Genomic DNA, 26106 nt, shown 5'->3' with positions numbered 1-26106 from the left:
GTCCCATCGGCGATTGAGCAGGTCCCCTTAGCCTTCCAGGTCCTCGTCCTCGCTGAACCGGTCGAAGAACTCCGGGTCGTGTGTGAAGTCCGCGATCTCCACCTCGTCATCGCCGACGAGGGCGCCGTAGAAGTCGATGGGGCCGAAAACGCCGGAATCGGCGAAGCGCGCGATCCGTACGGGGCCTGTGAGAAGTCCGTCTGGGTTTGGCAGGTTGTCCCAGTTCTTCTCGAACTGAAGACGGGCCGCCCGAACCGCCACGGACATGAACTCGCCGAACCTCGGGCCGCCGTAGTCGAATCCCCGGTCCTGGGGGTAGGTCGAGAGCGCCTTGGTGAGGAAGGCGTCACCAAACCTGATCTTGTTGGTCACCGTGCAAGGCGTCCCTCTCGGACGTACTGCTCGGCGATCTCCCGGCCGCGACGGGCCGCCGTGCGGCTGACCTGGCCCGTCGCGCGTGGAAGATAGGCCGATGCGAACGGGATGTCCTCGCCTGGGCCTACCATCTGCCAACCGGGCTCGTCGTGCGAGTAGTCGCTGGCGCTGGCACTGGTATGTGCGGACAGCAGCGCGACCGCGTCATCGACGACACGAAGCTCGGACTCGGTGAACAGCTCAAGCCTCGGCGCGCGCAGCGCCTTCAGCCGATGCATCGTGTAGCCCAGCACGGGTTCCTCGACCAGCTGCACCGCACCCTCACGGACCAGCCTGCCGCGAACGTCCTTGAGGTTGCGTGGGGCGGGCCCGTTGGGTAGCCGACGGTACGGTTCTCCGGTGATCGGCATGCCGGTCTCGCGGACATGGGCGAACTCGGCGTAGTAGAGCACCTTGTTCAGCTTGGTGGCGCCACCGAAGCGGTCGTCGGCCAGCTTTCCAGCAACGAGGACGATGAGCTCACCGAGCTTCTCGGCGTCGGGAGGCAGGGTCGTGAGGTCGCCGGCGGACAGCTGCTCGGCGACCGCTCGTGCTTCGTCATGCGACATCATCGGGCGCTCCCTCCAGGCCGAGGTCCTGTCAACCATAGAGCGCCGCACCGACGAAAACGGGGTGCTGAGCGTACCGGCCGGTGTGGTGGGGTCGGCTGCTCGGATGGCGCATGGCGTACCGGAGCCTGTCGCGACCTCGCTGTGCTCGGCGCCGGTCCTGGATCTGCCATGCGGGCCGGTGGGGCCTGCTACGCATGAGGGGTCAACCATGGAGGGTGCCTCCGGCACCTCGTTCGCTTGTCGACGGCGAGTGGGGCCAGCCAGTCTCTTCGATGATGGTCCGATACTGGCTGACCTGACAGTGTCGTAGCTATCAGTATAGGGGATCAATGGGAAGATCGACATGCGCCGGTCGTAGTTGCGCAATCGGCATGGCCAGCCGTCGTTCACGCAGAAGGGCTCCGGCCGGGCATGGTTACAGCGAGCCGACCTGACCTGAACACTCGAACCGGGCTGCGCCGACCCTCGCCCCCCGCCGGCTGGCGTCGCGCCGGCCGGCACGAGGCTTATCCGAGGTCCAGCGCGATGTCGTCGGCGCGGGTGGCGGCGTTGCGTTCGAGGTCGGTCATCTCGGCGGCCGCGATCGTCAGGGGGTAGTCGCGGCGGGGGTCGAAGTCGTCGAACTGGTCGACGCGGTCGAGGACGTCTCCCACGAGCTTCTTCAGGAACAGGCGGGGCGTGACGCCGACCTTCCCGCCGAGCTTGCCGGCAACCCCGCTGGCCAGCTCACCGAGGTAGGCGTCGTCGACGAGCTTGTTGATCCGTTCGGTCGCCTCCGAGGCCGTGCCGGCCACGTACAGCCCGCGTACCCGGCCGCCGAGCTCCACCAGCGACGCCTCGCTGAAGCCCGCCAACCGGACCTGCACGGACTTGCCCGTGTCCCACCGTGGGTCAAGGCTGAGGTCGGTCGCCAGCCGCTGGGCCAGCGGTGGCAGGCGCTGCACGCCCTGCGGTCCGTCGTAGAAGGCCGGCGTCCCGGTGATGATGAGATACAGGCCGGGGAAACGGCCACCCTGCACCTCGTCGATGAGCTGACGCAGCGCGTTCAACGCCTTGTCGCGGGCGTCGGAGCGGACTCGCTGCAGGGTCTCGACCTCGTCGAGGACGACGAGCAGGCCCCGGTAACCGCTGTCCCGCAGCACCACCAGCAGCCCCTGCAGGAAGCCGAGCGCCCCGAAGTGGTCGAGGTCGCCGCGTACCCCGGCAACCCGGCGGGCGCTCGCGGCGACGTGCGGTTGGCCGCCGAGCCAGGCGAGCACCGCAGCCGCGGTTGCCTGGTCTCCGGCGACCGTCGCGGCCCGGTAGCCGCGCAGCGCGGCGGCGAACGCGGGCGCCGTCCGGGCGACGTCGGCGAGCCGCCGTTCGAGCAACTCCCCGACGGCCTTCTCCAGTGCCGCCGCCTCGGCATCCTCGTCAGCGTCGTCGGTCTCGGAGCCGGTGTCGACGTCGCCGGAGGCGAGCGCGTCCTCCTCCAGGGCATAGAACCAGCCGTCGACGACGGCCCGCATCGCGCTCGGTGGGAAGGTCGCCGTGGTCAGCCGTTCGGTGAGCCTGCGGTAGACGGTCTCCAGCTTGTGTAGCGGCGTCTCGTTCTCCGAGATCTGCACCTCGGCGGTGGCAAGGTTCTGCTTCTTCGCCTGCTCGGCGAGCCACCGGGTGAAGAACGTCTTCCCGGAGCCGTACTCGCCTCGCACCGCCTTGAAGACCGAACCACCCGCAGCGACGGCGGCCAGGTCCTCGGTGACGGCCCGCTCGAACTTTCCCAGCCCGACGGCCAGCAGGTCCAGCCCGGCCGCCGGCACCGCGCCCCGCCGCAACGCGTCCAGCACGTCTCGCCGCCGCGCCGCGCTGACCCCGTCGCCGGCTGCGCCGCTCACGTAGCCCTCCCCGCATCCGACGGTCCTGCGGCCGGCACGGTCACCCGGCCAGCCCGAACTGCTGGCGGAGCAGGGTGCCATTGAGGCGCAGGGTCCGGCCGTCGTCGATCGACTCGACCACAGGGTAGTTGTCGATGTTGAACACGCGCTGCAGGTTGTTGGCGAAGCCGCCCGCTCGATGCGGAAGCTCGCCTGCCCGCTCGGCGACGACCGCGGTCGCGAGCGTCCCGTTCGCCTCCACCAGCGCCCGCACCGCCGCCGCGATCTTCTCGGGGTCGGCCCTGCGAGCCAGGCTCTTGAGCTGCTCCTGGAACAGCTCGGACGCGAGCAGCCCGGCGACGAGCTCGTCCACCGGCGACGGGGGAGTGGGCGAGGCCGCCGCTTCCGCGCCTCCGGCGAGCGAGGCACCGCCGGCCGATGCCGCTGGCTCGGCGGGGAGCTCGAACAGCGCTGGGCCGGCTGGGGCGTCGGTCGGGCGGCGCCTTTTGCGCCCGGCGACGACTGTCTCCGCGCCACCGGCACCGGTGCCGGTGGCGCCGCCACGGCCGAGCAGGACGGTGGCGCCACCGCCGAGGCCGCTGAGGGCCTCGGCCTGGTCGAGTGCCCACCAACCGGGCCGCTGATCAGGCAAGGAGCGCCAGCCAGGTGGCACATCCCGGCCGCTCGACCTCGCCGACGGGCCGAACGGCAGGAAGGCGAGCACCGGGACGGTGACCTCCGCCGGCGCCGCGCCTCCGTGGTAGCCGCCCCTGCGCGCGGTGTACCGCAGCGCCGGGTCCCACAACGCGACGATCTGGCCGCCGGGGGCGAGCACCCGCGGACCGGCCAGGACCACCTCGCCCTCGCCGACCTGGGCCGGGCCATCGGCGGCCCCGGAGCGGTGCCGCGCCGAGAGCGCGTCGTCGGCACGGCGCTGCTCGCCGCCGAGCTCGAGGACGTGGCCGTGGTCGCTTGTGAGGATGACGGCGCGTTCGGCGGTCCTGGCAAGTTCGAGGACGTGGCGCAGCGGGCCGACGTCGGCCACGTTCCAGCCGGCGTCGTAGCGCTCCCGGCCGTTGTCGAGCGTGTCGTCGACGGTGTTGATGACGACGGCGACCAGCGGCGTGTCGGCCGTCAGCTCGCCGGTGAGCTCACGGCCGAGCGGTGCACCCGGTTCGCCGGTCAGGTCGCGGCTGTGGAACAGCCGGGCCCGGCGGCCGCCCCAGCGCGGGTGCCGCTCGAACGCGGCCCGCTCCACGGCCTGGTCACCCTCGACAAGCCGGCCCGCGAGCAGCGACGTCCGCGAGGCCGTCGTCACGGTCGGCAGAACGGCGACGGCCGCCCGTCGCCTCGCCGCCACCGTCCTTACGGCGTCCTCAGCGCCGTCGTTGCCGAGACCCGCAAGCTCGGCGCCGAGCGGGTCGTACTCGGCCCAGCGTGCGCGGCGCAGGTCCTCGCCGAGCTGGGCGGCGACCGCCGCGCTCATGCCGTCGAGGACGACGAGCAGCGCCTTCCCGCCCGGCCTGTGCACAGCCGGCGCGACGACCCGGTCGAGGATCTCCTCGACGAGAAGCGGCTCCCTGGCCGCGCCGTTGCTGCCCGCCTGTCCCGCCCCGCCGGCCGTCGGCGCGTGGCCGGTGACGGTCCAGCGGGCGAGCTCACGCGCGAACGCCGCATCGAGGACGTGGCGGCGCCGGGCGGCGGCCCGGTACAGGGCACCGTAGGCGGCGGCGACCTCGTCCGCCGGATCGCCGGCCCACAGCTGGCCGAGCGCGACGTCGACCCAGGCCCCGTCGGCCAGGTGCGCGTCGAGCCCTCCGGCGAGCGTGGTCGGCGCGGCGCCGATGCCCACGGCCGACGTGCGGCCGGTCGAGGCCGCAGGGCGGGTGGGCTGGGTGGCGAGCCAGCTCGCGACCCGGGCGGCCATGGCGGCGCGTTCGACCCGCTCACGGCGCAGGTCGGCCAGGCGGTGGCGGCGCAGGGTCGCGACGGCGTGGACGACGTCGAGCGCCGCCTGCGCGAGCAGCGAGCGGGCGACGCCGGCGTCGACGGCCGCGGCGAAGTCGCGGACCGCGGTGGCGATCGCGGCCATCCGGTGGTCGAATCCGGCCTGCAGCAGGTCACTCGCCGTTCCCGCGGCCCGGGCGCCGAACTGGTCGAGCAGTCGCTCGGCCGCCTCGAGCAGCGCGGGGATCTCGTCGGCCGGGTGCAGGGTGCTGGCCGGCGCGAGCCCGAACGGCACGATCCCGAGCTGGCTTGCCCCCGGCCGGGCCGAGCGCAGCGTGGTCAGCACCAGTTCGCGGGCGGTGTCGGCGAAGGCCCGCACGGTCATGTCGTCGAGGTGCTGGTCGCCGAAGTACAGATCGACACGGCCCTTCGCGCGCTCGTCCGCCCCGCCGGTCCTGGGAGCCCACAGGGCATCGCAGACGAGGCCGAGGGCGAGGGCCTCGGTGCCATGGCCTGCCTCGACGAGGGCGAACAACGCCCGCCCGACTCGCCTGGTCCGGGACACCAGCCATTCGGTGAGCCCTGCGCGCTCCTCGACGCCGAGCGCGCGGAACGCATCGGTCGCGCCGAAGGTCGCCGACCAGCGCAGCAGGGTGACCGCGTCCAGGTCGGCGGCGCGCAGACCGTACTCGTGCAGGCCGAGCCGGGCGACGGCGAGCTCGCCCAACGCGATCTCCCGGGAGAGCAACGTCCCGGCCAGGCGCGGCCAGCCGCCGGCGGGGCGAGCCTCGAGGAGAGCCTGCGCGGCCCACTTGTCGGCGACGAGCCGCGGGTCCATGCGGGTCGCGCCGAAGTCCTCCTCGACGGCGGTCCACGACTCGATGACGTCGACGCGGTGCCGGTAGACCTGGCTGAGCACGGTGTCGCCGAGCGCGGCTTCGTCGGCGTCGGTGATGAGCGCGAGCACCCCGTCGCCGGGTTCCGCGGCTCGCCGGGTGACCTGCTCGAGGACGGCGAGCGGCGACACGCACGGCACAACCCGCACCACCCGGCCCGCGGCGGTGAACTCCGCCGGCCCGGTCCATTCCGGCTGGCCGCGGAACAACAGCACCGGCGGCCGCGCCGCGCCCTGGGTGCTGTGCGACGGCCGCAGCAGCCGCCGGACCCGTGCCTGCAGCGCCGCGGGCGTCACTCGCGGCGCGCGTGCCCCGCCCGCGACGGCACTCATCGGTGTGCTCACGGCGCCGGCCGCCAGATGATCTCGATTTCGCCGTCCCGGTCGGCCGTGACGGCGCGGATCCGGCCGATCATCTCGTCGAGGTCGGCCGGTGTCCCGGTCCAGTGCTGCTCCTTGTGCCCGGTGCCGGCTGGCCCCGCCTCGGCGCCGCCGGGACGGCCACCGTCGACGAGCGTGCCGGTGCCCGCGCCGGTCAGCTCGCGGGCGTCGGCCCGAGCGTCGGCGGCCCGGCCACCGCTGGACGCGTCGACGCCCGTGTCGGGACGGGTCGGCCCGCCCGCGCCTGGGCCGGCGGGCGGCCTGGACACGGACGTGGACCGCGGCGTCGGAGGTTCGACCGGTGGCGGGATGTAGGCACGCTTGAGGAGGGCGTTCGTCTCGGAACGGGCGTTGATCAGGACTTTGGCCAGGGCGACGGTCAGCTCGTCGGCGGCGCCGGCGGCGCGGACCCGGTCGAGGATCTCTCGCGCCTCGATCTCGTGCGGCTCGGGGAGTCTCGCGACGAGGTCGAAGATGTCCCACGGCGCGGCGCGCACCGCGGCGGCGACGTCGAAGGCTCTGCTGATGCTGACGGCAAGTCGGTCCGCGGGCCCGCCGAGGTCCGCCCGTGCCAGGCGGGTCACGATCTCCGGGCCAGGCTTGGGCACGTCCAACGCCGAGAGCAGGTTGTGCGCCGACCTGGCTGTGCGCAGCCGGCCGACGGCGTCCGGGCCCGTCCCGGCCGGGCCGCCGGTGGCGAGGTCCAGGCCGAGCCGGGCAGCATGCTGCTCCAGCACGCCGACCAGGTCTTTGCTCGCCGACCAGCGTTCCCGCGCCCTGGCCTGCACGTCAGCGACGAACTGGCGCACCAGCCGGCCGCGCAGCAGGGCTGGCGCCTTCACCCCGAATATGACCTCGGCCCGCTGACGGGCCGTCGTCCAGTCCTCCGGCGACGGCAGTTGCTGCGCCCGCAGCACGAGGTCCGTGGTGATGGTGTTCAGCTCGGGCGGCGGGTTGAGCAGGCCACCGTGCCGGTACCAGGCCCGGTCGGTCTGCTCGGCGAACGCGGCGATGATCAGCGCCGCGACGGGCTGGTCGAGCCCGCGCGGGCGAGGCGTGTCGATCCAGCGCAGCAGGTCGGCGACGGCCAGCTCCCCGTCGGGGCGGGCCGGCGGGCCGGCGCCGGCGGCCCTGGCCTGGGCGTCGAGCCGGTTGAACTCCTCCACCCAGGTCCGCTTGAGCTCGAAACGCACCTCGTGCATCTCGCCGAGCCCGAGCGCCGGCGCGATCCGGCGCAGCGCCGCCCGGTCGGTCCTGTCGACCTCGACCGACCCGCCGTCGGCCTCGGCCGCCGCCCGCACGTAGCGGAACACGGTCTTCAGTTCGCCGAGTTTGACGACCTCGCCCCGCCGGTCGGGGTCGAGGTCGGGGTGGCCCGGGTACTGCTCGGCGAGCAGGTCGCCGACGAGGCGGCGCACCGCGTCCTTCATCGCCTCGCCGACGGCGAGCGTCGGGCGCAGCCCCGGCCACAGCGGCAGCAGGTGGTCGTCGTAGCCGACGGTGACGTCGGCCTCGGCCTTCGGCGCGAGGCCGTAGGCCTGCCGCAGCAGGCCGCGGAACCGGGTGAGCAGCGCGTCATAGCGGCTCTTGAGGATGGAGCGGGCCCGCTGCCGGTCGTCGACGCCGAGATGCTGGGCGTGGCTGTCGAACCGCGCCCCGCTGCCGCCGAGCAGCGCGTCCAGGATGACGAGCATCCGCAGGTCCGCGAGCCGCGCCGCGGTCAGGTACGCCGGCACCCAGACGACTGCCTGCCCCCGCATGCCGGAGTCCTTGAGGCGCTGTACCCGCGCCCGGGCGTCGACGGCGCCGAGCCCGTCGTCGTCGAACGGGTAGTCGAGCACGAGGCGCCAGTCGTCGTCGTTCAGCGGCGCGAACTGGTCGTCGCGCAGGTCGGCGGTGTCGCGGACGGAACCGAGGACGATCTCGGCGGTCCTTTTGCTGCCCTTCCAGGCGAGCTCGACCCGGTCGCCGAACACGTCGCCGGACGTGGTGATCCCCAGCTCGTTGAGGAGGAGTCCGCGGACGAGGACGCGGCGGCTGCCGGGGGTGTCGTAGCGGGCGGCGTTCTGCAGGATGCTGTCGACCTCGACGTCGACGAGTTCCAGGCCGACCCCCGGGTTGTCGCCGGGGACGAACTTGATCTCGCCGAACTGGCCGGCCCACTGCTCGACCTTCGCCACGACCCGGGAGACCTCGCGGCCCGGGATCGGGCTCACGATCGAGCCGTGGTTGAGCGCCGAGAGGCGCTGGGCGGTCAGGTTGCGCAGCGCCGGGACGCTGGGCGCGAGCGCGGACAGCAGCAACGTCTTGACCAGCCGGTCGTCGCCGGTGAACGCCCGCACCCGGGCGGCCGTCTCACCCTCCCCGCCGCCGCGTCGGCGGGCGGTGGCGAGACTGTCCTCGTCCAGACCGTGCTGGTCGAGCAGGTAGGGGCGCAGCCGGCGTTCGTAGAGCTTCTGCGCCGCGTCGAACTCGGCCTTCAGCGCGTCGGTGAACGGCTTGTCGGCGCCCCGGGTGATGACGTCCCACAGGTCGCCGAGCGGGACGACCTCGCCGAGGCGAAGGATGTCGCGGTGCTCGATGAGCAGCTGGCGCATCAGCTTCAGCGCGGTCCGGTTGCGCTGCAGCGCGGACGAGACGTGGACGAGGGTGTCCATGAACGCCGGGCTGAACGGGTAGGACAGACGGAACGCGTCCCGGTCGGAACCGGTCGCGGACTCGCCGCCGAGCATGGTGTCCCACACCGCGGCGCGCACGTTCGTCGTCTTCTCGAACGCCCGGGTGATCGCCGCCGCCGCGTCGGCGTCCTTCGGGCGCAGCAGCCGCCGGTTCGCGATCAGCGGCAGGTTGCGGTCTTCCAGCGTGATGGTGTCGAACCGGCCGGAGGCGAGGTTGAGGGTGTCGAGGAAGCCGAGCTGGACGGCGCCGGCGACCGACTCGCCGACGAGCTCGCGCAGGTCGCGCTGGCGGGCGATGAAGCTGACCACCGGGACCGGCCGGGTGCCCTGCCCGCCCTCGACGAAGTTGGTGACCTTCTGGACCTCGCGGGCGACGAACGCGTGGTCGCCCATCGCGTTCGCGAGCCACAGGATCAGCTCGTCGAGGAACAGCACGACCGCGTCGTAGCCGAGGCCCTTCGCGTGCGCGGCGATCTCGGTGAGGCCCGGGTCGAGCGAGATGAACGCGTCGGCGTCCTCGCGCAGGTCCTTCGAGGCACCGGCGAACCAGGTGAACAGCAGGTCGGAGACCAGCCGGCGGCGCAGCGGGTCCGCGGTCGACGTCGCGGCGAACGCGGTGTCCAGGTCCGCGGATGTCCAGGCGCCACCGTCGCCGTCGCCCCACTCGTCCTCGTCGTCTTCTTCGTCGCCGGCGGCGGGCGTGCCCGGGGCGTCGGCGAGGCCCTTGATGAACTCCGCGTCGCCGATGCGGTCACGCAGGTTGCGGGCGTCGTCGAGCACCGACTGGGCGCGGTGGACGGCCGGCACCGGGGCGTCCGGGTGCAGCGTGTGGATGTAGTCGGCGTAGCCGCCGAGGACCCGCTGCTCGATCGACTTCGCACCGATCAGGTGGAACGGGACCAGCAGGAACCTCTTCCCGGCGAGCTGGCCCTCGTGCCTGCCGAGGACGGCGGCGAGCTCGTCGCGGGCCCGGGCGGCCGGCTCGCCGCGCAGCAGCGCGTGCAGCACCGCCATGAAGTGCGACTTGCCGGAGCCGAACGAGCCGTGCAGGTAGACGCCCTTCGACTGGCCGCTCGAGACGGCCTGGGCGATCAAGCCCAGCGCCTCGTCGAAGTTGCCGACGAGGCGGTCGGTCAGGACGTAGTCCCGCAGCGTCGCCGCCGCGTCGGTGACACCCTCGGTCAGCCTGAGGACGAAGTCGCTGTCGGAGCTGCGTTCCGGGATGGTGATGACCTCGCGCAGCAGCGGCGCCGACGTCGTGGACGGGCTGGTCATGCGGTGGCTGCCTTCTTCTTGCGGCCGCGGCCGGCGGCCTGCGGGCGCCAGGCGGAGAGCGCCTCGTCGGTCAGGTGCAGGCGGGCCCGCGCGTCGGAAAGGAACGCGTCGTAGACCTCGGCGGGGGAGCCGTCGTAGAGCGGGTCGATCTCGTTGTGCCACTGGCGGACCCACGGCAGCACCTCGCGCAGGCCGGCGACCAGCGGGGCCAGCCGGTCCGCGCCCCAGCCGTCGGACTCCTCCCGTTCGACGAGCAGCGTCGCCAGCGCCTGCGCCTGCTCCCGGTGGTCCCAGCCGGCCCAGCCGACCAGCAGCGTCGGGTCGTTGTCGCGGCTCGCGTGCGGGTAGGAGATGAACCGCTCCTTCGGGACGTCAAGCTTGCCGCGGGCCCGCCAGTAGCTGGTCTTGCGGAAGTCCTTCGGGGCGTACCTCGGCGGGACGGGGATCGCGTCGCGGATCTTCTTCTTGCGTTCCTCGTCCGGCTCGGCGTCCTCGGCCCGCTGCTGGTCCCAGACGAACTCCCAGTCGGCGCGCTTCTCGAGGCCGGTATCGGCGTAGCGCAGGGCGGCGAGGTACGGGACGTGCTCGACCTCGATCAGCCCGGCGACGACCTTCGACAACTCCTCGCCGGGGCGGTAGATGTCGGCGACGGCGACGAAGTCCGCGTCGGCGGCCAGCTCGTCGGCCAGGCGCGCGGTCGTCCACAGCCGCGGCTGCACCATCCCGTCGACCTCGGCGAACCACAGCTCGCGGGTCTCCAGCCGGTCGAGCAGCCAGTCACGCAGCGCCGCGTCCTGAAGCTTGTCCCAGCCCTCGGTCGCCCAACGGCGCTTGTACTCGGGCCGCTCGATCAGCCCGATGTTCCGGTTCGCCTCGATGACGCCGATCCGCTTCTCCACCAGCGCCCGGTACCCGGCCGGCCAGTGCGCGGGTGGCTCGGTGATGGGATCGTATCGATGGTTGTGATGTGAGAACCATGTTGTTTCTATATCGCCAGCTTCAACAGAGCGAGCGAGAACAATCGCAAAGGCTCGTTCGGCCGGCGCGAGTTCGGGGACATCGGCTGAGGGCGCCGTCAGATCGTCAGTCAAGAGGCCGTATGTGCGGTAGACTTGCCAGTCCAGCTCTTCTTGAAATGCGACCATGCGGCCACGTGTCGATTCCCACTTCGTGCGTGCCTCAGCCAGTGACGAACGTGTTGGGGTCCCCTTGGTGATAAGCGATGCCGGGCTATTCGCGGTCAGACGCTGTGCTAGCCCATCCAGCTCTCGTGCAAGTCCGAGCGGCAGCTCGAAGGGCAACGGAAACTCCTGAATCTTGGTTCCCGTGAATTCGTACCGGTGCTCCCAAGGTTCGTCAGCACCAGCCTGCTCTGCGCCGGGACGACCCTTGTTGTGGCTGACCTGCTTGAGCCAGAAGCACGCCGTCGAGCTGTTCAACACCCCCAACAGTCGCAGATGCTCCTCCTCCGACGCCTCCACCGGAAATTTGATCACCGGAGAAGACTGTTTGAAGACCCTTCCGCTATGTTCGAAAATAAAATGATTATGGGTCCCCACGAAGGCAAAACCGATAGAATTTGGAGAGCAATTGGAGTCCTTGGGTACCTGGTGCCATGAATGCCAGGGGCGCCCCTCGGAAAAGTATGTGCCCTTCGTGAAAGTTGTTCTCGAACCTAGTTCGGTGCGGAATGGCCATAGCCACTCCATGGGCCCGCTAATAGGTTGAAGGACTCCTTGATGGTAGGGGAACCATGCTAGTGACGAAGAAACTGCCGCGTAGTCGCGTATTGCTGTACCGTCGACCAGTGGATACCATTCCGCGCTCCCCCGGCAAGAGTGCGGTACTGAGTGTTTCGGGCGCTCGAGCACGTCATCTGCGTGGCTCATCGCCATGAATCCAATTCTGACAACATGATCGGACAGTCGACTGCTTGCCGCGCTTTCCACCGCGTTTTGAAGGTCGCCCGCGCCGCCGCCGCTGAGGCTCCATGGGAACCTGGAGATCTCAACTCGCGGGTGGTCGGTCACACTTACCCACTTGCTCTCTGATCCTGGGTTGTGCACCTGATCAACGATGGCACGCCAGACCAACCCGGCGCGAGGATCGCTTGGGGCCGCTGGCTCCCCCCGAACGCCAAGAACGGCTCTGACCGATGTCGACCGATTCCATCGATTCCTCTTGCCGATGATGACGACGGTCGGAGTGCCATGGCCCGGAATGTAAGCGCCTGAGGTATCGACGACATGTGTGAGTTCAACTTGTTGTGCGTAGAAATCCGTGACAAGCTTACGGCCAAACTCTCGCTTCATGAATGAGTTGGCCGTGATCTGGCCCGCGCGCCCAGCTCCTTGGCCGCGCTGGTCACCCTGCTTCGCTAGCTCGAAGAAACGCTCGGCAAAAGGAACAGTCAAGGAGTACAGACCTGAGCAAGCGCTGTACAGCTCCCGGTACAACTCGTTGAGCTTCCTGTCCTTGACGGTGATGTACGGCGGGTTACCGACGACCGCGTGGTAGCGGCCCTCCTCCAAGATGCCGGGGTGGTCGGCGAGGTCCTCGGTGGCGTAGGCGAAGTCGGCGAGTTCGTCGCGGTCCTCGCCGAACAGGTCGAGCTGGCGGCTCTTGAGGAGCGAGTCCCCGACGGCGATGTGCAGCGGGAACCGGTAGCGAGCGGCCGCGCCGAGCGTCGCGACTCCGGCGGCGCTCAGAGCCGCGACGACGAGGCGGAAGCGGGCGATCGCGACCGCGTAGGGGTTGATGTCGACACCGTGCACGGCGTCGAGCGCGAGCCGGACCCGCTCGTAGACGTCCCGGCTGGGCGCGTTCTCTTCCCACTCCGCCAGCAGACGCTGAAATGCGCCCAGCAGAAAGTGCCCCGAGCCGCAGGTCGGGTCGATCAGCTTGACCTCGTCGTAGCCGAACTCCTCGATGGCCGGCGTCAGCGTCAGGTCGAGGATGAACTCCTCGACGAACTCCGGGGTCTGGAGCAGGGCGTACTTCTTGCGGACGTCCTCGGAGAGGTCCTGGTAGAGGTCACCCAGAAATCGCGTGTCCCAGGCGGGGTCGGTGAAGTCGTGGACGAGGGAGCCGGCCTCGGCGCGGCGGCGCCAGAAGGCGATCAGGTCCTTGGCGGCGTCGTGGGAGAGGGGGACCTGGTAGAGGGCGTTGTGGCGGCGGTCGAACAGGCCGGCGCCTACCGGTACCTGGGCGATCTCGTCGAAGGCGGTCAGCAGCCAGCCGCGGGCGGTCTCGTGCGGGTTCTCCCGGTAGAACTCCTCGTTCCGCTCCTCGGCCAGCGTCATCCGCTCGCCCGTCGGGCCGGCGAGGAACGGGTCGACGAGCAGGCCGTTGTCCTCGCTGAACCGGACGAACACCGTGCCGAGCACCCAGGCGACCGCCGCTTGGGTGACCCGCTCGCCGAGCCAGGCCGACCAGGTCGCCGCCGTCCGGCCTACCTCGAACGCCCGGTCGTATTCGGCCTTCAGCTTCGCGCCGACCTCGGCGACCGCGTCGACCTGGGCGCGCAGGTCCTTCTCCAGGGCCTTCACCTGCCGCTGGGTGTCCTTGAGCAGGACCTTGCGGTCGATCACGATGCTTTCCCTTTTCCCCCGGCGGGATCCGCCCGGTGCAGGTTGGCGACCCAGGAATCCGGCAGCGGGATCCACTCGCTCTCGGTGTCGAGCTGGACGAGCGCGCCGTCGAGCCGGGGCGGAAGTCCGGGTTCGGTCGCCGGGCACAGCAGCCACGTCGGCCGGCCGCGGTGGCGGGCCCGCGCGGCGAGCTCGCTCAGCAGCTCCAGCCCGTCGTAGCGGCCGAACACTCCGGCGTCGTGCAACAGCAGCGGCGGGGGCGCCCCGCCCAGGCCCGTCCCGCCGGCCGGGGCGTCGACCAGCTCGCGCAGCCGCGGCGCCGCGTGCGCCCAGGCGGCGTCGACGTAGGCACGCAGGTTCCGGCTCGCCTTGCTGCCGGGTTCGGCGGCGTCGGCGCGCAGGATCGTCGCCCAGGTCGGCTTGGGCCGCGGGTCGACCTGGGCGTGCAGCGCGTCCAGGAACAGCGCCGCGACGCTCACCGGTGTGGCGGCGAACCGGTCCGGTCTGGTGAGCTCCGCCCGGGCCGCCAGGTAGCGGCTGCGCCGGACGGTCAGCGCGCGAAACCCGTCGCCCGCCGCCGCGGTGGCGAGGCGCCGTTCGGCGGTGAGCGCGGCGGTCTGGTCGGGGGTGGTGAGCTGACTGACCGGGCGGGCACCGCCGAGGACGGTCCGCCTCCGGCCGATCGTCGTCGGCTCGGAGCCCGTGCCGGTCGACGAGAGCAGGCCACCCTTGGGGGCGTATCCGCGCAGCGCCGCGTCCCAGGTGACGGTGAACCCGGCCCGGGTGAGCAGCTCGTCGAGCGCCGGGTGCTCGGGCAGCGGGGTCTCCAGGTCGGGGAAGCGGGCGTGGACCCGCTCGTGTACCTGTTCGACGGTCAGGACCCGTTCCTGGTCGCCGGCCGCGGCGTCGCGCGGGGACAGGACGCCTGCCTGGGCGAGGCGCAGTGCCCGCTCGGCGTCCAGCTCGCGTGGGTAGATCTCCAGGCGGGCGGTGGCGGCGGCGCCTCGCGACGCGGCGGCGGCGAGACGCACCAGCCGCTGCTCGTCGAGCGGCATCCGGCCGGCGGCGCCAGCCGGCACCTCGGCGCTGTCTGCCTCCTCGGCCATCGCCTCGCCGCCGGAGTCGTCCTCGTCCTCGTTGTTGCCGGCGGCGAACGGGGTGGCGGGCACGGCGGCGAGCTCGCGCAGCACGGTTGCCGGCGCCGGTAGCGACTCGGCCCTGGCGAGCCGGTCCGCGGCGCGGCCGAGCCGGACCGCGTAGTCGAACAGCGCCGGGGCGGCCGGGGTGAACGGGCCGTCGTCCTCGGTCGCCTCCAGGACGACCAGCGTCCGGTCGTTGTGCCGGCGGATCCACAGCCGTGGCTCGTCGGCGAGCATGTCGGTCTCGATCGCCGCCCGCACCGCCGCGGCCGCGAGGGCGCGGCGCAGCGCCGGCACGTCCGCCGCGCAGCCGCGCCGGGCGAGCACCGCCGTGGCCAGCTCGTCGAAGCCCATCACCCGGCCGCCGTCGGCGAGCAGCTCCAGGATCTCGGCGTGCACGCTGCGCACCGCCCGGTCCTTGGCCCAGGCGCGGCGCTGCTTGCCCAGCACCTGGGCGACCCGGCCGGACGTCACCCCGACGCGGGCGGCGACCAGCTGCTGCTGCGGCCAGGCCGGCAGGCCGGGCAGCGTGCCCGCGCGGTCCGGTAGGCCCAGCAGCAGCCGGGTCGCCTCGACCTCGGTGGCGTTCGCGCCCTTCGCTGCCGGCCGGGGCAGCAGCCCGTCGGCGATCCGGTCGACGCCGAAGCGGGCGGGGTCCTCGTCCACGACGGCGGAGGCCGCTGCGGTGGGCGCGACCGGCGACACGGCGCCCTCGTCGGTGGCCTTGCCAGCCGCCGTGGCACCCGCCGCGGTCGGCGCCGGCGGCGCGGCGAGCTGGCGGCGCCACTGGTTGATCCGGTTCTGCAGCTCCCGGCGGGTCTTCTGCCCGGTGCCCGGCAGGCTGATGATCTCCTTGGAGCCGAGCGCGAGCAGCGCCCCGACGGTCGTCGCGTTCAACCGGTGCGCCACGGAGATCGCCCGCGGCGACAGGCCCGCAGCCTCCAGCGCGGTGTCCGCCGTCACCCGCGCGGCCGCCTCGTCGCGGGCCGCCTTGGCCGCCGTCTCGGCATCGTCGGCTGTCGGGCCGTCGGGCACCGCGACGTCGGGTGCGGCGCCCGCGCCGATACCCGCGGGACCGGCCGGCCCGGCTGGTCCCGCGACGTCGGTTCCGTCGGCCGACGCACGCGGGTCAACCGTGGCCGGGTGGTCGCTGCCGACGGGCGGCACCGAGTCGGCGGCGCGGAACACGCCCAGCCACGCGTCGCGCATCTCCTTCAGCGAGCCGAAGCGGGCGACGGCGTCCCGGTCGAGCGCGCGCAGGAAGAAGGAGGCGAGGCCGTCGCGGATCGCCGGGTCGAACGCCTCGGTCGCGAGCGTCGGCGAGCCTTCGGTGAACCGCGGCTCGGTTGATCCGTCACCCCACAGCGGCAGCTCGCCGCTGGCCATCTCGTGCAGGGTGACGGCCAGGGCGTAGCGCTCGGCGGCGTCGTCGTAGACCATCCGAGGCCCGGCGCCGAGAAACGGGTCGAGGTAGCGCGGAGTGCCGGCCTGGATCTCGCGGACCGAGATGCCGGCGAGTGAGAAGTCGATCAGAACAAGCTGGTAGGTGCGGTTCTGTCGCCTGCGGATGACGATGTTGTCGGGTTTGAGGTCGCGGTGCGCGACGCCCTCGCCCTCCAGGTAGTCGACCGCGCCGAACAGGTAGTCGCTGTACGTCTCCAGTCGTCGATCGTCAGCCGGCCTTCGTCGCGCAGCTTGCGGGCGACCGTCCGCTCGCCGGCGTGCTCCAGCACGAGCACCCACCGGTCGGCGATGAGCAGCGGTTCCTGGCGGGCCAGCCGGATCACCCGGGAGTCGCCGAGCCGGCGCAGCACCGACGCCTCGTGCTCCAGCCGGGTCGCCCGGTCGTCGGAGAGCGCGACCTTGAGCACCTCCTGGTGCCCGGTCTTCACGTTGAGCGCGAGGAACGCCCGACTGGTCGAACCGGTGCCCAGACGGCGCTCGATCCGCCATTCGCCGCCGACCAGGTCGGTCGGGCGGGCCTCCAACGGGTCCGGCTCGGGTTCGGGGTCCTGCTCCGCCGCCTGTCCCCGAGCCGGCGGTGTGTCGTTCCCCTCGTCCGCGGCGGCCGGCGGGGCGGTGGCCAGGCGCGGGGCGGTGAGTTCGTCCTCCAGCAGCTCGAGCATTTCCAGCAGCTCCTGGGCGCTGCCGGGACGGTCGGCCGGGACCGGGCGGGTGGCCTGGGCGACGAAGTCGTCGGCTAGCTCGGAGACCGAGTCGACGACCGCGGACGGGTGCAGCCCGCGGGCCTCCTCCAGCCGGGTGAGCAGCTCGCGGCGGCTCTGCGCCGGCGCACCGCCCGTCAGGATCAGGTAGGCGAGCGCCCCGAGGCCGAAGACGTCGAGGCCGATCGGGTCCGGGTAGGGGGCGTCCAGCTCGGGGGCGAGGTAGCCGGCAGCCGAGAGCTCCAGGTGCGGGACGACGCGGCTGGCCGCCTCGGCGTGCACCGAGACCAGCATCGTGCCGGTGAGCGAGCCGGTGCTGGCCGCCGAGTCGCGGGCCGCCGCCTGCCAGTCACTGATCTGCAGCTTCGGCGCGAGCCAGCCCTGCTCGGTCGCGACCGGCGGCTCGGCGTCGTCCGGCATGCCCTTGCCCGCCTTGGCGGCGGCCGGGCGGGCGCGCCGGTAGGACGACGGAAGCCCGAGGATGCCGCGGGCGGCGAGTGCCCGGTGGTAGAGGTGGCGGCCGTGGGCGTAGACCATCGCCTCGACCAACTGGCGGATCATGTCAAGCCGGGTGCCGGCGTCGAGGCGCGCGCCGTAGCGGGCCAGGTAGTGGTCGAGCCGCATCGCCTCCGGCCGGTGCCGGAAGACCAGCGCCGGGCCAGCCTCGTGCTGCTCGAACGCGTCGACCTGGACGATGCCCGGGTGGTTGATCCCGTGCAGCGCGAGCATCTCCCGGCGGGCCGCCGCCTCGATGCTGGCCCGGTCGGCCTGGCTGGCGGAGCGTTCGACCAGGTAGATCCGGATCCGGCGGCGCTCGGCGGGCAGCTGGACATGGCGGGCCAGATGGTCCTGCCAGGTCGGGCCCGACTCGAACGGCGGGATCTCCAGCTCCCAGCTACCGATCCGCTGGTGACGGCGGCTCTTCGCGATCCCGACCGCGGGCAGCAGCTTCGCCAACGCCTTGGAGACGTCGGGCGTGACCAGGTGCCGCACGTCGCGCAGCGGCGCGCCGAGCAGGTCCGTCCAGACCGACGGCAGCACGACCGTCCCGCCGGTGCCTGCCTGCGCGACGCCGGCACCTGTGCCTTGGGCGGCGGCACCGCCATTGCCGCCACTGGCACCGGCGGCGGTGCGCTCCGGGCCGTACACCCAGTGCAGCTGGTGCTCGGGCAGCGCGACCCGTAACGCCGGGTTCGACAGGAAGACCGCCGCCTGGATGAACGGGATGCGCGGCCGCTTGCCGCCGAGCTTGCCCGCGGCGCTGTCCAGCAACGAGCGCAGCTGCTTGGCCTTCAGGTCGGCCAGGTGCAGCGGGTTGTCGAAGACCCGCTCGTTGCCGGAGTCGCGGACCTGGATCCAGTTCGACCCGTTGGAGATCAGCCGGCCGACCAGGCTCTTGATCTCGATCAGATAGAGCCCGTTGCGGGTGGCGACGAGCAGGTCGACCTCGCGGACGTGGCCCGTCGACGCGGTGAAGGTGAAGTTCGACCAGGCACGGTAGGGCTCGGCGTCCGGCAGAAGCCGCTGGACGTGCTCCAGCGCCTCCCGCTCGTGCTGGAACTGGGACGACGTAACCGTCGTCCACCGACCCTCGTGCACCCAGACCCCCGCCTGTCCCGTCGGTCAGCTCGCCCGTCCAGCGCGACTCCGACGGCGCGCCCCCCTTGTGCCCGCCCGCGACGCTAGCTCACGTTCAGGCAGGCAAGTGAGACTAGGTAGAGATCGTTGTACATCGTGACTGTTCGGCCACGTAAGGCACCAGCCGTGCCGATCAGCCTCCACGCCCGAACCGGGCCGCTTTGGCAAGGCCAACCGGGCGAGGCGGTTCACTGTCACTCACTCGGGCTGGGGCTGACGTTGCGCGCCTGCGCCACAGATCACCGGCCTTTTGCCGCGGCTCGCTGTCGTCGATCTTCGACAGGAGGTAGCTCTTGAGTATGTCGGCTGGCGTCAGTTTGAGACCGCGGTCGTTCATGGTCTCGAAGATGCTCCCGGAACAGCTACTCCGCTCGGTCCCTGCCAGATCGCTGGCCCAGAGTGGCTCACGCTGGGCGAATGGCCCCGGTCAGGAACTGGGGCGCGAGCAGATCACGAAGGTCGGTGGTGACCTGGCTGATGCGCTGGTGCGCCGAGATCTTCTCATCGAACGCGTCCAGGACCTGAACGATCGCCCGCTGCGTCGCCAGAGGCGGCACCGGCACGCTGAGCTGCCGGAGGTTACGCGCGGAGACTGAGGGGGCCGCGGTTCCGCTGCCTCGACGAACGAGCAGTTCCTGTACTGCCCGCTGCCGGAGGTAGTGGCTCCCACGGGCCTATCCGCGGCATGGTCCGCGGTTTCTCGACCAGCAGCTTGCGCGACCGGTCTCCGTGCTCCAGGTAGGGCCAGCGGCCCATGTGGCGCAGGTCGACCTCGTCCCCACGCCTGGAGGTCAGGCTGGCGGACCGGGTGCTGGTCCGCTGGCGGGGTGGCTGGTCGACGGGCCGGTGCCGGTTGCCGGTGCGCTGTCGTCGTGCTCGCGGTCCTCGTCGTCCTCGCCGAGGAAGGTGTCGTCGAAGAGGGCGTTCGAGCGGTCGTCGGGCCGGCCTGCCTCGGGGCAAGTGGCCGTCTCGCTGGCGCAGCAGTCGTCGGCGGGCGGGCGCACCGGGTTGTCGCCGGAGCGAGCGTCGCCCGCGCGGGCTGGGGGTTCCCAGATTCCGGCGTAAAGATGGTCGAAGCTGCGGTGTAGGGGATTTCGGCGGGGCTTGCGTTGGGGATCGACGGAGTAGGGCGGGACGAAGTATGGGTGGCCGTCCAACCCGATAGAGACGGCCCATTCTCCGCGATGCACGACCCGGTGGTGGAAACCGCACAGCAGGGCGAGGTTGTCGAGGTTTGTCTCGCCGCCGGAAAGCCAGTGAACGATGTGGTGTGCGTCTGTCCAGGCAGCGTTCTTCTGACAACCAGGAAACGTGCACCCGCCGTCCCGGACGACCAGGGCGCGGCGTAGCGACGGTGGCACAAGACGGCGGGTGCGGCCCAGCTCGAGCGGTATTCCCTCCTGGGAGAGAAGGATATGCGTGAGATGGGCGTCGCAGCAGATTCGTTCCAGGGTGGCGTGGGATAGCGGCAGGCCATGCCCGGTGGTCGCCGGGATGGCGCTGTCCTTGCCGAGTAGCGCGTCGATCGTGGTCGTGACGGTGAGGTGGGGCCGGGTGCCGCGGGAGATCGGTAGGGTGCCGGTGCCCAGGACGCGTTCGGTGATCTCGATGAGGGCGTCGGCGCGCAGCTGTGGGATGGTGCGGTGATCTTCCGGGTTCTCGCCGAGGGGTCTGGGCTTGGCGAGGGGTTCGAGGGCGGCGCGCAGGGCGGCGGCGCCGTCGGCGTCGAGGGTGCCGTGGATGCGGGTGGTGCCGTCGGGTTGGTCGGTCAGGTGTAGCTCGCGGCGTCGTGTCTGGTCGCCGTCGTCGTGGGGGTCCGAGCCGGGCGGGTGTAGCTGGTCCTGTAGGCGGGCGCGGATCGTCTTGCCGAGGGCGGCGAGGTCGCCGGCGTCGAGGGTTTCTGCCTGGGTGAGCAGGAACTGTTCGGCCCAGTCGCGCTGCTCGGATGGGGTGTCCGCCGGGAGTGCTCGCAGCGCTGTGACGATGACGGTGGCCTGGTCGCGGCTGATCGCCGTACTGGCCAGGGCGTGGCCGGTGCGTGGGTAGGTGAGGTCGAGGTCGCGGGCCAGGTCGACGGTGCGCCGGGCGTCGGCGGGGCGGATCTTCAGTTGCCAGCGCAGGAGTTCCGCCGTCGAGGGCAGGTCCTCCTCGCCGAACACACCGCGCAGGTCCCGGCCACCCAGGTCCCGGACCGCCGCGAACAGGACCGAGGCCAGCAGCCGGCCGGCCCGCTCCGCGGCACCCAGGAATTCCAGCGCCTCCGCGTGGGACAGCGCCCACAGGTTCGCTCCGGCCAGCGTCTTCAGCCCGCCGACGACCCCGTCCAGCTCGGCCAGTACATGATGCCGCCCGCCGAACCCGGCACCGTCGCCGCCGTTACCGGCGTCGAAAACACCGCCTTCGGATACCGCCGCGTAGTTCTCGTGCCCATTTTCTGCGACACCATCTTGGTTGGCGTCAGACGGAGCCTGAGGGATTCCGGTGTCCGGCCTGGACCACACCTGGGCGGGCCGGCCATCCGGTTCCTCGGGAACGGGCAGCGCGGGCATGCCTCAACGGAATCATGAATTCGAACGTATGTCCAGTTCTTGTCTTTGGGGGGGTGTGCACCCCCGAATTTTAGGAAGCCGAGAGAAATTGTTGGAGGTGTGACGTGACAATGCTGAAGAATTGGCAGTCGGTGGCACCGTCGCGGCCAATAGCGCCGGAAAGCGGACCGGCTTCCGGCTACATGGGTGATGGACGGCCCCACCTCCGCGATCTGATCGGTTTCGTCGTCGATCAGGACTGGAGCCGGTGGACGGGCGGCGCTCGGACCCGGGTCCTCGGCGGTGCGAACGGCGAGCCCTCCGGAACGGCCCGCTCTTCGGAGAGGCGGTGTCGGCATGGGTGGGCGAGGGCGGGATGATCGGAAGCGTGACTCGGTTGGTGCTGGATTCCGCCATCGTCCGGGATCTTGCCGGTGAGCTGTACTACGACCGCGGGGTCGACTATCACCGGCGGGGTGCCGTCATCAAGATCGTCGTCGATGGGACGTCGGCGGAGGCGACTGTGTTCGGGACCCGCACCTATCGGGTGCGGGCCGAGCTAGGGCGTGACGGCCTGACGGCGGAGTGCTCGTGCCCGCTGGGACGAGATGGCGAGTTCTGCAAGCACGCCGTCGCCACCGTCCTGGAGTGGCTGGAGATGGCCGGCGACGAGCCGCCCGCGGCCGAGGTGGACGTGAAGCCGGCCGCGGGCCTGCCGGACTGGCTGGACCCGGAATCGGACGCGGGCCCGGGCGGCCTCGGCTCCTATCTGGCCGCGGCCGGCCAGCGGCGCGACGCGGATCTCGCGGCCTTCCTCACGGCGCAGCCCAGGGAATGGCTGGTCGAGCGCCTGCTGCTGGTCGCCAGGCGCGATCCGAAACTGCGGGCAGAGTGGGAGGCACTGGCGAGCCGGAGCAGCCCGAGCGGTGTCGACCTGGCCGGGTTCCGCCGCCAGCTGGAAATGACGCTGACGCCGCCCAGGAACTTCGAGTGGGGCGACGCCTGGGACTACGTGACCGGCGCCCAGGAGATCCTCGGGTCGATCGACACGTTCACCGAGGAGGGCATGGCGGCCGCGGCGGTCGAGCTGGCCGAGGAGGCGATGCGGCTGATCGACGAGGCCGTGGAGATCGTTGACCAGGACGGCGAGACCACCGGCCTGCTGGACAGCGCCCAGGAGGTGCACCTCCGGGCCTGCGAGGCCGCGCGCCCCGAACCCGTCGCCTTGGCCGAACGGATGACGCGGCTCGCGATCGACAGCCAGTGGGACGTCTTCACCAACCTGGCGGCGGACTATGCCGAGATCCTCGGGGACGCCGGGCTGCGGCGGCACAAGGAGCTGGTCGAGGCATCCTGGGCGGCACTGCCGGACCTCAGGCCCGGTGACCGGTCCGACTACAGCTCCCGGCGGAGCACCCTGGAACGGCTGCGGCTGGGGTTCACCTTGACGGTCGCCGAGCAGGTCGAGACCCTCTCCAAGGACCTGGCCACCGCCGACCGGTTCCTCCGCATAGCCAACGTTCTCAGCGCCGACGGCCAGTTCGACGAGGCACTGCGCTGGCTGCGCGAGGCCGACAAGGAGTTCCCTGAGAGGTACGACCAGCGGGTCGGCCACGCGACCGCCGAGATCCTGCGCCGCGCGGGGCGGCCCGCCGAGGCGGCCGACGTCGAATGGGAGTGCTTCCGGGCGCGGCCGTCGCTTCCGACCTACCAGCGGTTCGCCGAGCAGTTGCGCCCGCTGCCCGGCTGGGACCAGTGGCGCGCGCGGGCGGTCGAGCTGCTCGAGCGGCCGGCCGCGTCCGGACCGTGGCCCGCTGGCGAGGTCCACGCCGGCCAGGGAAACACCCAGCTCGTCGACGTGCTGCTCTGGGAAGGCGACCCCGAGGCCGCCTGGGCCGCGGCCGAGCGCGGCGGCTGCGACAGGGGCGCCTGGCTGCGCCTGGCCCGGGCCCGCGCGGCCACCCACCCGGTCGCGTCGATCCCTATCCTCGTACGGGAGATCGACCAGGCGCGCTCCGGGGCGAGCGACCGGCGGGCCTACGCGGCGGTCGCGCGCCTGGTCCGGGAGCTGGGGACCTGGCACCAGCGGGCCGGCACCGAGGACGCGTACCGCGCCTACGCGCTGCGGCTCCGCCAGGATCACCGGAACCGGCCCGCCTTCCAGGACGAACTCAACCTCGCCGGCGTCCCGCGCCCCTGAACCTCTCGGGCCTGAGGCCTCGCATCATCGCGTGTCGGGCCGGGGTGGGCGCCAGGCGCGAAGGCGGCGTTCGACCTCGGCGCTCTCCACGACGTGGCTGGTAAGCCAGCTGGCGTGGGCGCCGCGAAGTTTCGCGGTGAGCTTGTCGATGAGCGTGGCCTCGGTCGCTGGGGTCTCGGTGCCGGCGGCGTGGAGCTTGGCATAGCGGACGGTGTCGACGACCGCCGACTTCACTCGCTCGTGAGCGAGGTAGGTGGCGAGGTCTCGGGCCCATTCGGTCGCGGCCTCGGACGGGACGGCGGCGAGCCAGTCGGCCCGGGCGGACTGCTCCTCGTCGGGCAGGTAGGCCATCTTGTGGAGATGGACGGCCAGGTCACAGAGAGGATCCCCCCAGAGAGCGAGTTCCCAGTCGAGGAAGTAGGTTTTGCCGGCGTCCACGATCAGGTTCTTGCGGTGGATGTCGGTGTGGAGCAGTCGGAACGGTCTGGGGGAGAGGCTCTGCCAGCGTTCGAGAACCGCCTCGAGCGGGTCCGCGGGAAAGCCGAGCGCGGTGAACAGGTCGCCGAACTCGTCGAGGAATCTCGCGTGTACGCCGGCGGTGATGTCGGAGAGCCGGTGGGCGAAGGCGGCCGTGTCGCCGTCGGCGGGCCAGCCATCGGGCAGCGGCGGTAGCCGCTCCAACGACACCGTGCCAAGCTGCGCGAACAGTCTCCCGATGTCACCGATCACATGCCCGGGCACCCGAGTGCCTTCCGGCGCGACGTCGTCGAGCAAATCGCCGTCGATCCAGTCCACCAACTGGTAATCGGGATTTGCGCTTGCGTGCAGCAGCCGGGGCACCCGGGCGACTGCCGGCCCGACGGCTCGCAGTACGCCGGCCTCTGGCCAGATCGTCAGGTCCATCCGGTCGGCGTCCGCGATCTGGATCCGCACAACCACCGGCCCGTCTGGCGTCTCCACCCGCACGTTCTGGTGGTAAAACCCGGCCATCCGCTCCGAGCTGGCCACTGCCGCCCGGTACAGCTCGTGCCGATTCACTGACCTGCCACTGGCTCCAGCCGCTGACCTACCACCGGCGCCAGCCGCGAATTCCCGCATCCGACGGCGACGCGGTTCCGGATGGTCGTCTCCCACTGACCCCGCCTCCTTGCTCGGCTGATCGTGTCCGCGTCGGCATGGAACTGCCGCACCTAGCAGTGTCGCAGCCATCAGTGCCCCGCTGGCAACGGGCCGCCGTGAGTTCGGAGGGGCTGTCCGCAGCTGACGCCTAATTGATCGCGTTTTGGGCGGGTGGTGGTGATTGCTGGGACGCTGGGTGCCAACCCTGTCACTCTCGACCGGTCACTCTCGACCGGTCACTCTCGGCCGGTCGCGCGCAGCGGCGCGGCTGTGGGGGCGCAATCGCGACGGGAATGGCCGCCCCGGCCGACCGGCCGCGACCCGCTGAAGGAGGCGCGATGACCGACGCGAACGTGCATGTCCCGGCGCCGTCGACCCTGCCGTCGACCCTGCCGCCGACGGAGCCCGATGCGACCCGGACGAGCCATGCCCGGCGCGGTTGGGAGCCGTCGACGGGTGCCGCCGAGCTGGCGCGCCGTTACCCGGCCCATGTGGGCGCCACCCGGTTATACGGGGAGGAGTTCCACCGCGACCCACATGCTGTTTACCAGCGGCTGCGGGCACGGCATGGCTCGGTCGCCCCGGTGCTGCTGGATGACGACGTCCCGGCCTGGCTGGTGATCGGTTACCGGGAGCTGCACTACGTCGCCGGCCAGCCCGATCTGTTCGGCAAGGACTCGCGGACGTGGAATGCCTGGGACCTGGCGCCGCCGCACTGGCCGCTGCGCCCGCCCGTCGCCTGGACCGACACGATTCTTTCGACGGACGGCGCCGAGCACGGGCGGCATTCCGCCGCGGTCGACGACGCGCTGGGCGCCGTCGACCTGTTCGAGCTGGCGGGGCGTTGCGAGCGGATCGCCGACGGGCTGATCGACGCCTTCGCGGGCGACGGGAAGGCCGACCTGATTGGTCAGTACGCCGCGCGGATCCCGATGGCGGCGGGGGCGACGCTGCTTGCGCTTCCGCCGGCGGATACAGCGGCATTCCTGGCCGATGTGACCGCCATGCTCATGCAGGCCGGCGAGGCGCACGCGGCGGAGGCGCGGCTGCGGGCCATCGTGCGCCCGTACACGACCGCGCGCCGGGCGAACCCGGGAGCGGACACGCTGTCCAGACTCGCCGCCCATCCGGTGGCGCTCACCGACGACGAGGTGTTCGAGGATCTGATCATGCTGCTCCTGATGAGCCAGGCCAAGACGACCGCCTGGATCGGGAACGCGTTGCGGCTGATCCTCACCGATCCCCGGTTCGCGGTGACGATCGCGGGCGGGCGGCGCTCCGTCGCGCAGGCCCTGGCCGAGGTGCTTTGGGAGGACCCGCCGTTCTCCAACGCGTTCGGCCGCTGGGCGACCCGTCCGGTCCATCTGGGGACGCAGCACATTCGGCGCGGCGACCTGCTGGTGCTGTCCGTCGCGGCGGCGAACGCCGACCCGCAGGTGCGCCCGGACCAGTTGGCCGGACCCGGCGGCAGTCAGGCGCACCTGGCGTTCGGCAGCGGGCCGCATCGCTGCCCGTACGCCTCTCAGGACGTAGCCGAGACGGTCGCGCGCACCGCCGTCACCGTGCTGCTCGACCGGATCCCCGACATCACCCCGGCCGTGCCGGCCGGCGCGCTCGCCTGGCAGCCCACCGTGGTCGTACGCAGCCTGATGGCCATGCCCGTCGTTTTCACCTCGTCCTGACGGCAGCCCATTCTTGACGTCACCCCG

General features: G+C 71.7%; 13 protein-coding genes. 2 read left to right on the top strand and 11 right to left on the bottom strand.

Annotated elements, in window-relative coordinates:
- Window positions 1-27: 27 nt before the first annotated feature.
- The 10 genes from QOZ89_RS18015 to QOZ89_RS17970 form a co-directional block, all read right to left on the bottom strand.
- A complete protein-coding gene (locus tag QOZ89_RS18015; protein ID WP_312624291.1) occupies window positions 28-372 on the bottom strand; it encodes a hypothetical protein in 345 nt (114 codons plus the stop codon).
- Window positions 369-986 (bottom strand): Panacea domain-containing protein, encoded by a 618-nt coding sequence (locus tag QOZ89_RS18010; protein ID WP_312624290.1) that lies wholly within the window; start codon window positions 984-986, stop codon window positions 369-371. The genes QOZ89_RS18015 and QOZ89_RS18010 overlap by 4 nt, the downstream gene beginning before the upstream one ends.
- A gap of 506 nt (window positions 987-1492) precedes the next feature.
- Complete coding sequence (brxD, locus tag QOZ89_RS18005) at window positions 1493-2863, bottom strand: BREX system ATP-binding protein BrxD (RefSeq protein ID WP_312624289.1); 1371 nt, start codon at window positions 2861-2863, stop codon at window positions 1493-1495.
- 40 nt (window positions 2864-2903) lie between these two features.
- Window positions 2904-6017, bottom strand: a complete 3114-nt coding sequence (pglZ, locus tag QOZ89_RS18000; protein ID WP_312624288.1) for a BREX-2 system phosphatase PglZ — start codon at window positions 6015-6017, stop codon at window positions 2904-2906.
- Window positions 6018-6025: 8 nt separating this feature from the next.
- Window positions 6026-10018, bottom strand: coding sequence for a DUF6079 family protein (locus QOZ89_RS17995; RefSeq protein ID WP_312624287.1), 3993 nt, complete (start codon window positions 10016-10018; stop codon window positions 6026-6028).
- Window positions 10015-13683, bottom strand: coding sequence for a BREX-2 system adenine-specific DNA-methyltransferase PglX (gene pglX, locus QOZ89_RS17990; RefSeq protein WP_312624286.1), 3669 nt, complete (start codon window positions 13681-13683; stop codon window positions 10015-10017). The genes QOZ89_RS17995 and pglX overlap by 4 nt, the downstream gene beginning before the upstream one ends.
- Window positions 13605-16388 (bottom strand): protein kinase domain-containing protein, encoded by a 2784-nt coding sequence (locus QOZ89_RS17985; protein WP_491723658.1) that lies wholly within the window; start codon window positions 16386-16388, stop codon window positions 13605-13607. Before QOZ89_RS17985 ends, pglX begins: the two co-directional genes overlap by 79 nt.
- Complete coding sequence (locus tag QOZ89_RS17980; protein ID WP_312624285.1) at window positions 16277-18511, bottom strand: NERD domain-containing protein; 2235 nt, start codon at window positions 18509-18511, stop codon at window positions 16277-16279. Before QOZ89_RS17980 ends, QOZ89_RS17985 begins: the two co-directional genes overlap by 112 nt.
- Window positions 18512-18954: 443 nt before the next feature.
- Window positions 18955-19182, bottom strand: coding sequence for a restriction endonuclease subunit S (locus QOZ89_RS17975; RefSeq protein WP_312624325.1), 228 nt, complete (start codon window positions 19180-19182; stop codon window positions 18955-18957).
- A 159-nt stretch (window positions 19183-19341) separates the two neighbouring features.
- Complete coding sequence (locus QOZ89_RS17970) at window positions 19342-21099, bottom strand: HNH endonuclease signature motif containing protein (protein ID WP_312624284.1); 1758 nt, start codon at window positions 21097-21099, stop codon at window positions 19342-19344.
- Between the two features lie 367 nt (window positions 21100-21466).
- On the opposite strand from QOZ89_RS17970, the gene QOZ89_RS17965 reads away from it, so the two are divergent.
- Window positions 21467-23278 (top strand): SWIM zinc finger family protein, encoded by a 1812-nt coding sequence (locus QOZ89_RS17965; RefSeq protein WP_312624283.1) that lies wholly within the window; start codon window positions 21467-21469, stop codon window positions 23276-23278.
- A gap of 24 nt (window positions 23279-23302) precedes the next feature.
- On the opposite strand, the gene QOZ89_RS17960 is transcribed toward QOZ89_RS17965, so the two are convergent.
- Complete coding sequence (locus QOZ89_RS17960; RefSeq protein WP_312624282.1) at window positions 23303-24316, bottom strand: phosphotransferase family protein; 1014 nt, start codon at window positions 24314-24316, stop codon at window positions 23303-23305.
- Between the two features lie 419 nt (window positions 24317-24735).
- Between QOZ89_RS17960 and QOZ89_RS17955 the strand changes: the two genes are divergently transcribed.
- Window positions 24736-26079 carry a cytochrome P450 family protein gene (locus QOZ89_RS17955; RefSeq protein WP_312624281.1) on the top strand — a complete coding sequence of 448 codons (1344 nt, stop codon included), beginning with the start codon at window positions 24736-24738 and terminating at the stop codon, window positions 26077-26079.
- Window positions 26080-26106: the final 27 nt, after the last annotated feature.

The organism is Pseudofrankia coriaricola (assembly GCF_032027725.1).
Taxonomy (GTDB): Bacteria; Actinomycetota; Actinomycetes; order Frankiales; family Frankiaceae; genus Pseudofrankia.
The sequence above is the reverse complement of the archived record's forward strand: the minus strand, read 5'-3'. Positions and strand labels throughout refer to the sequence as shown.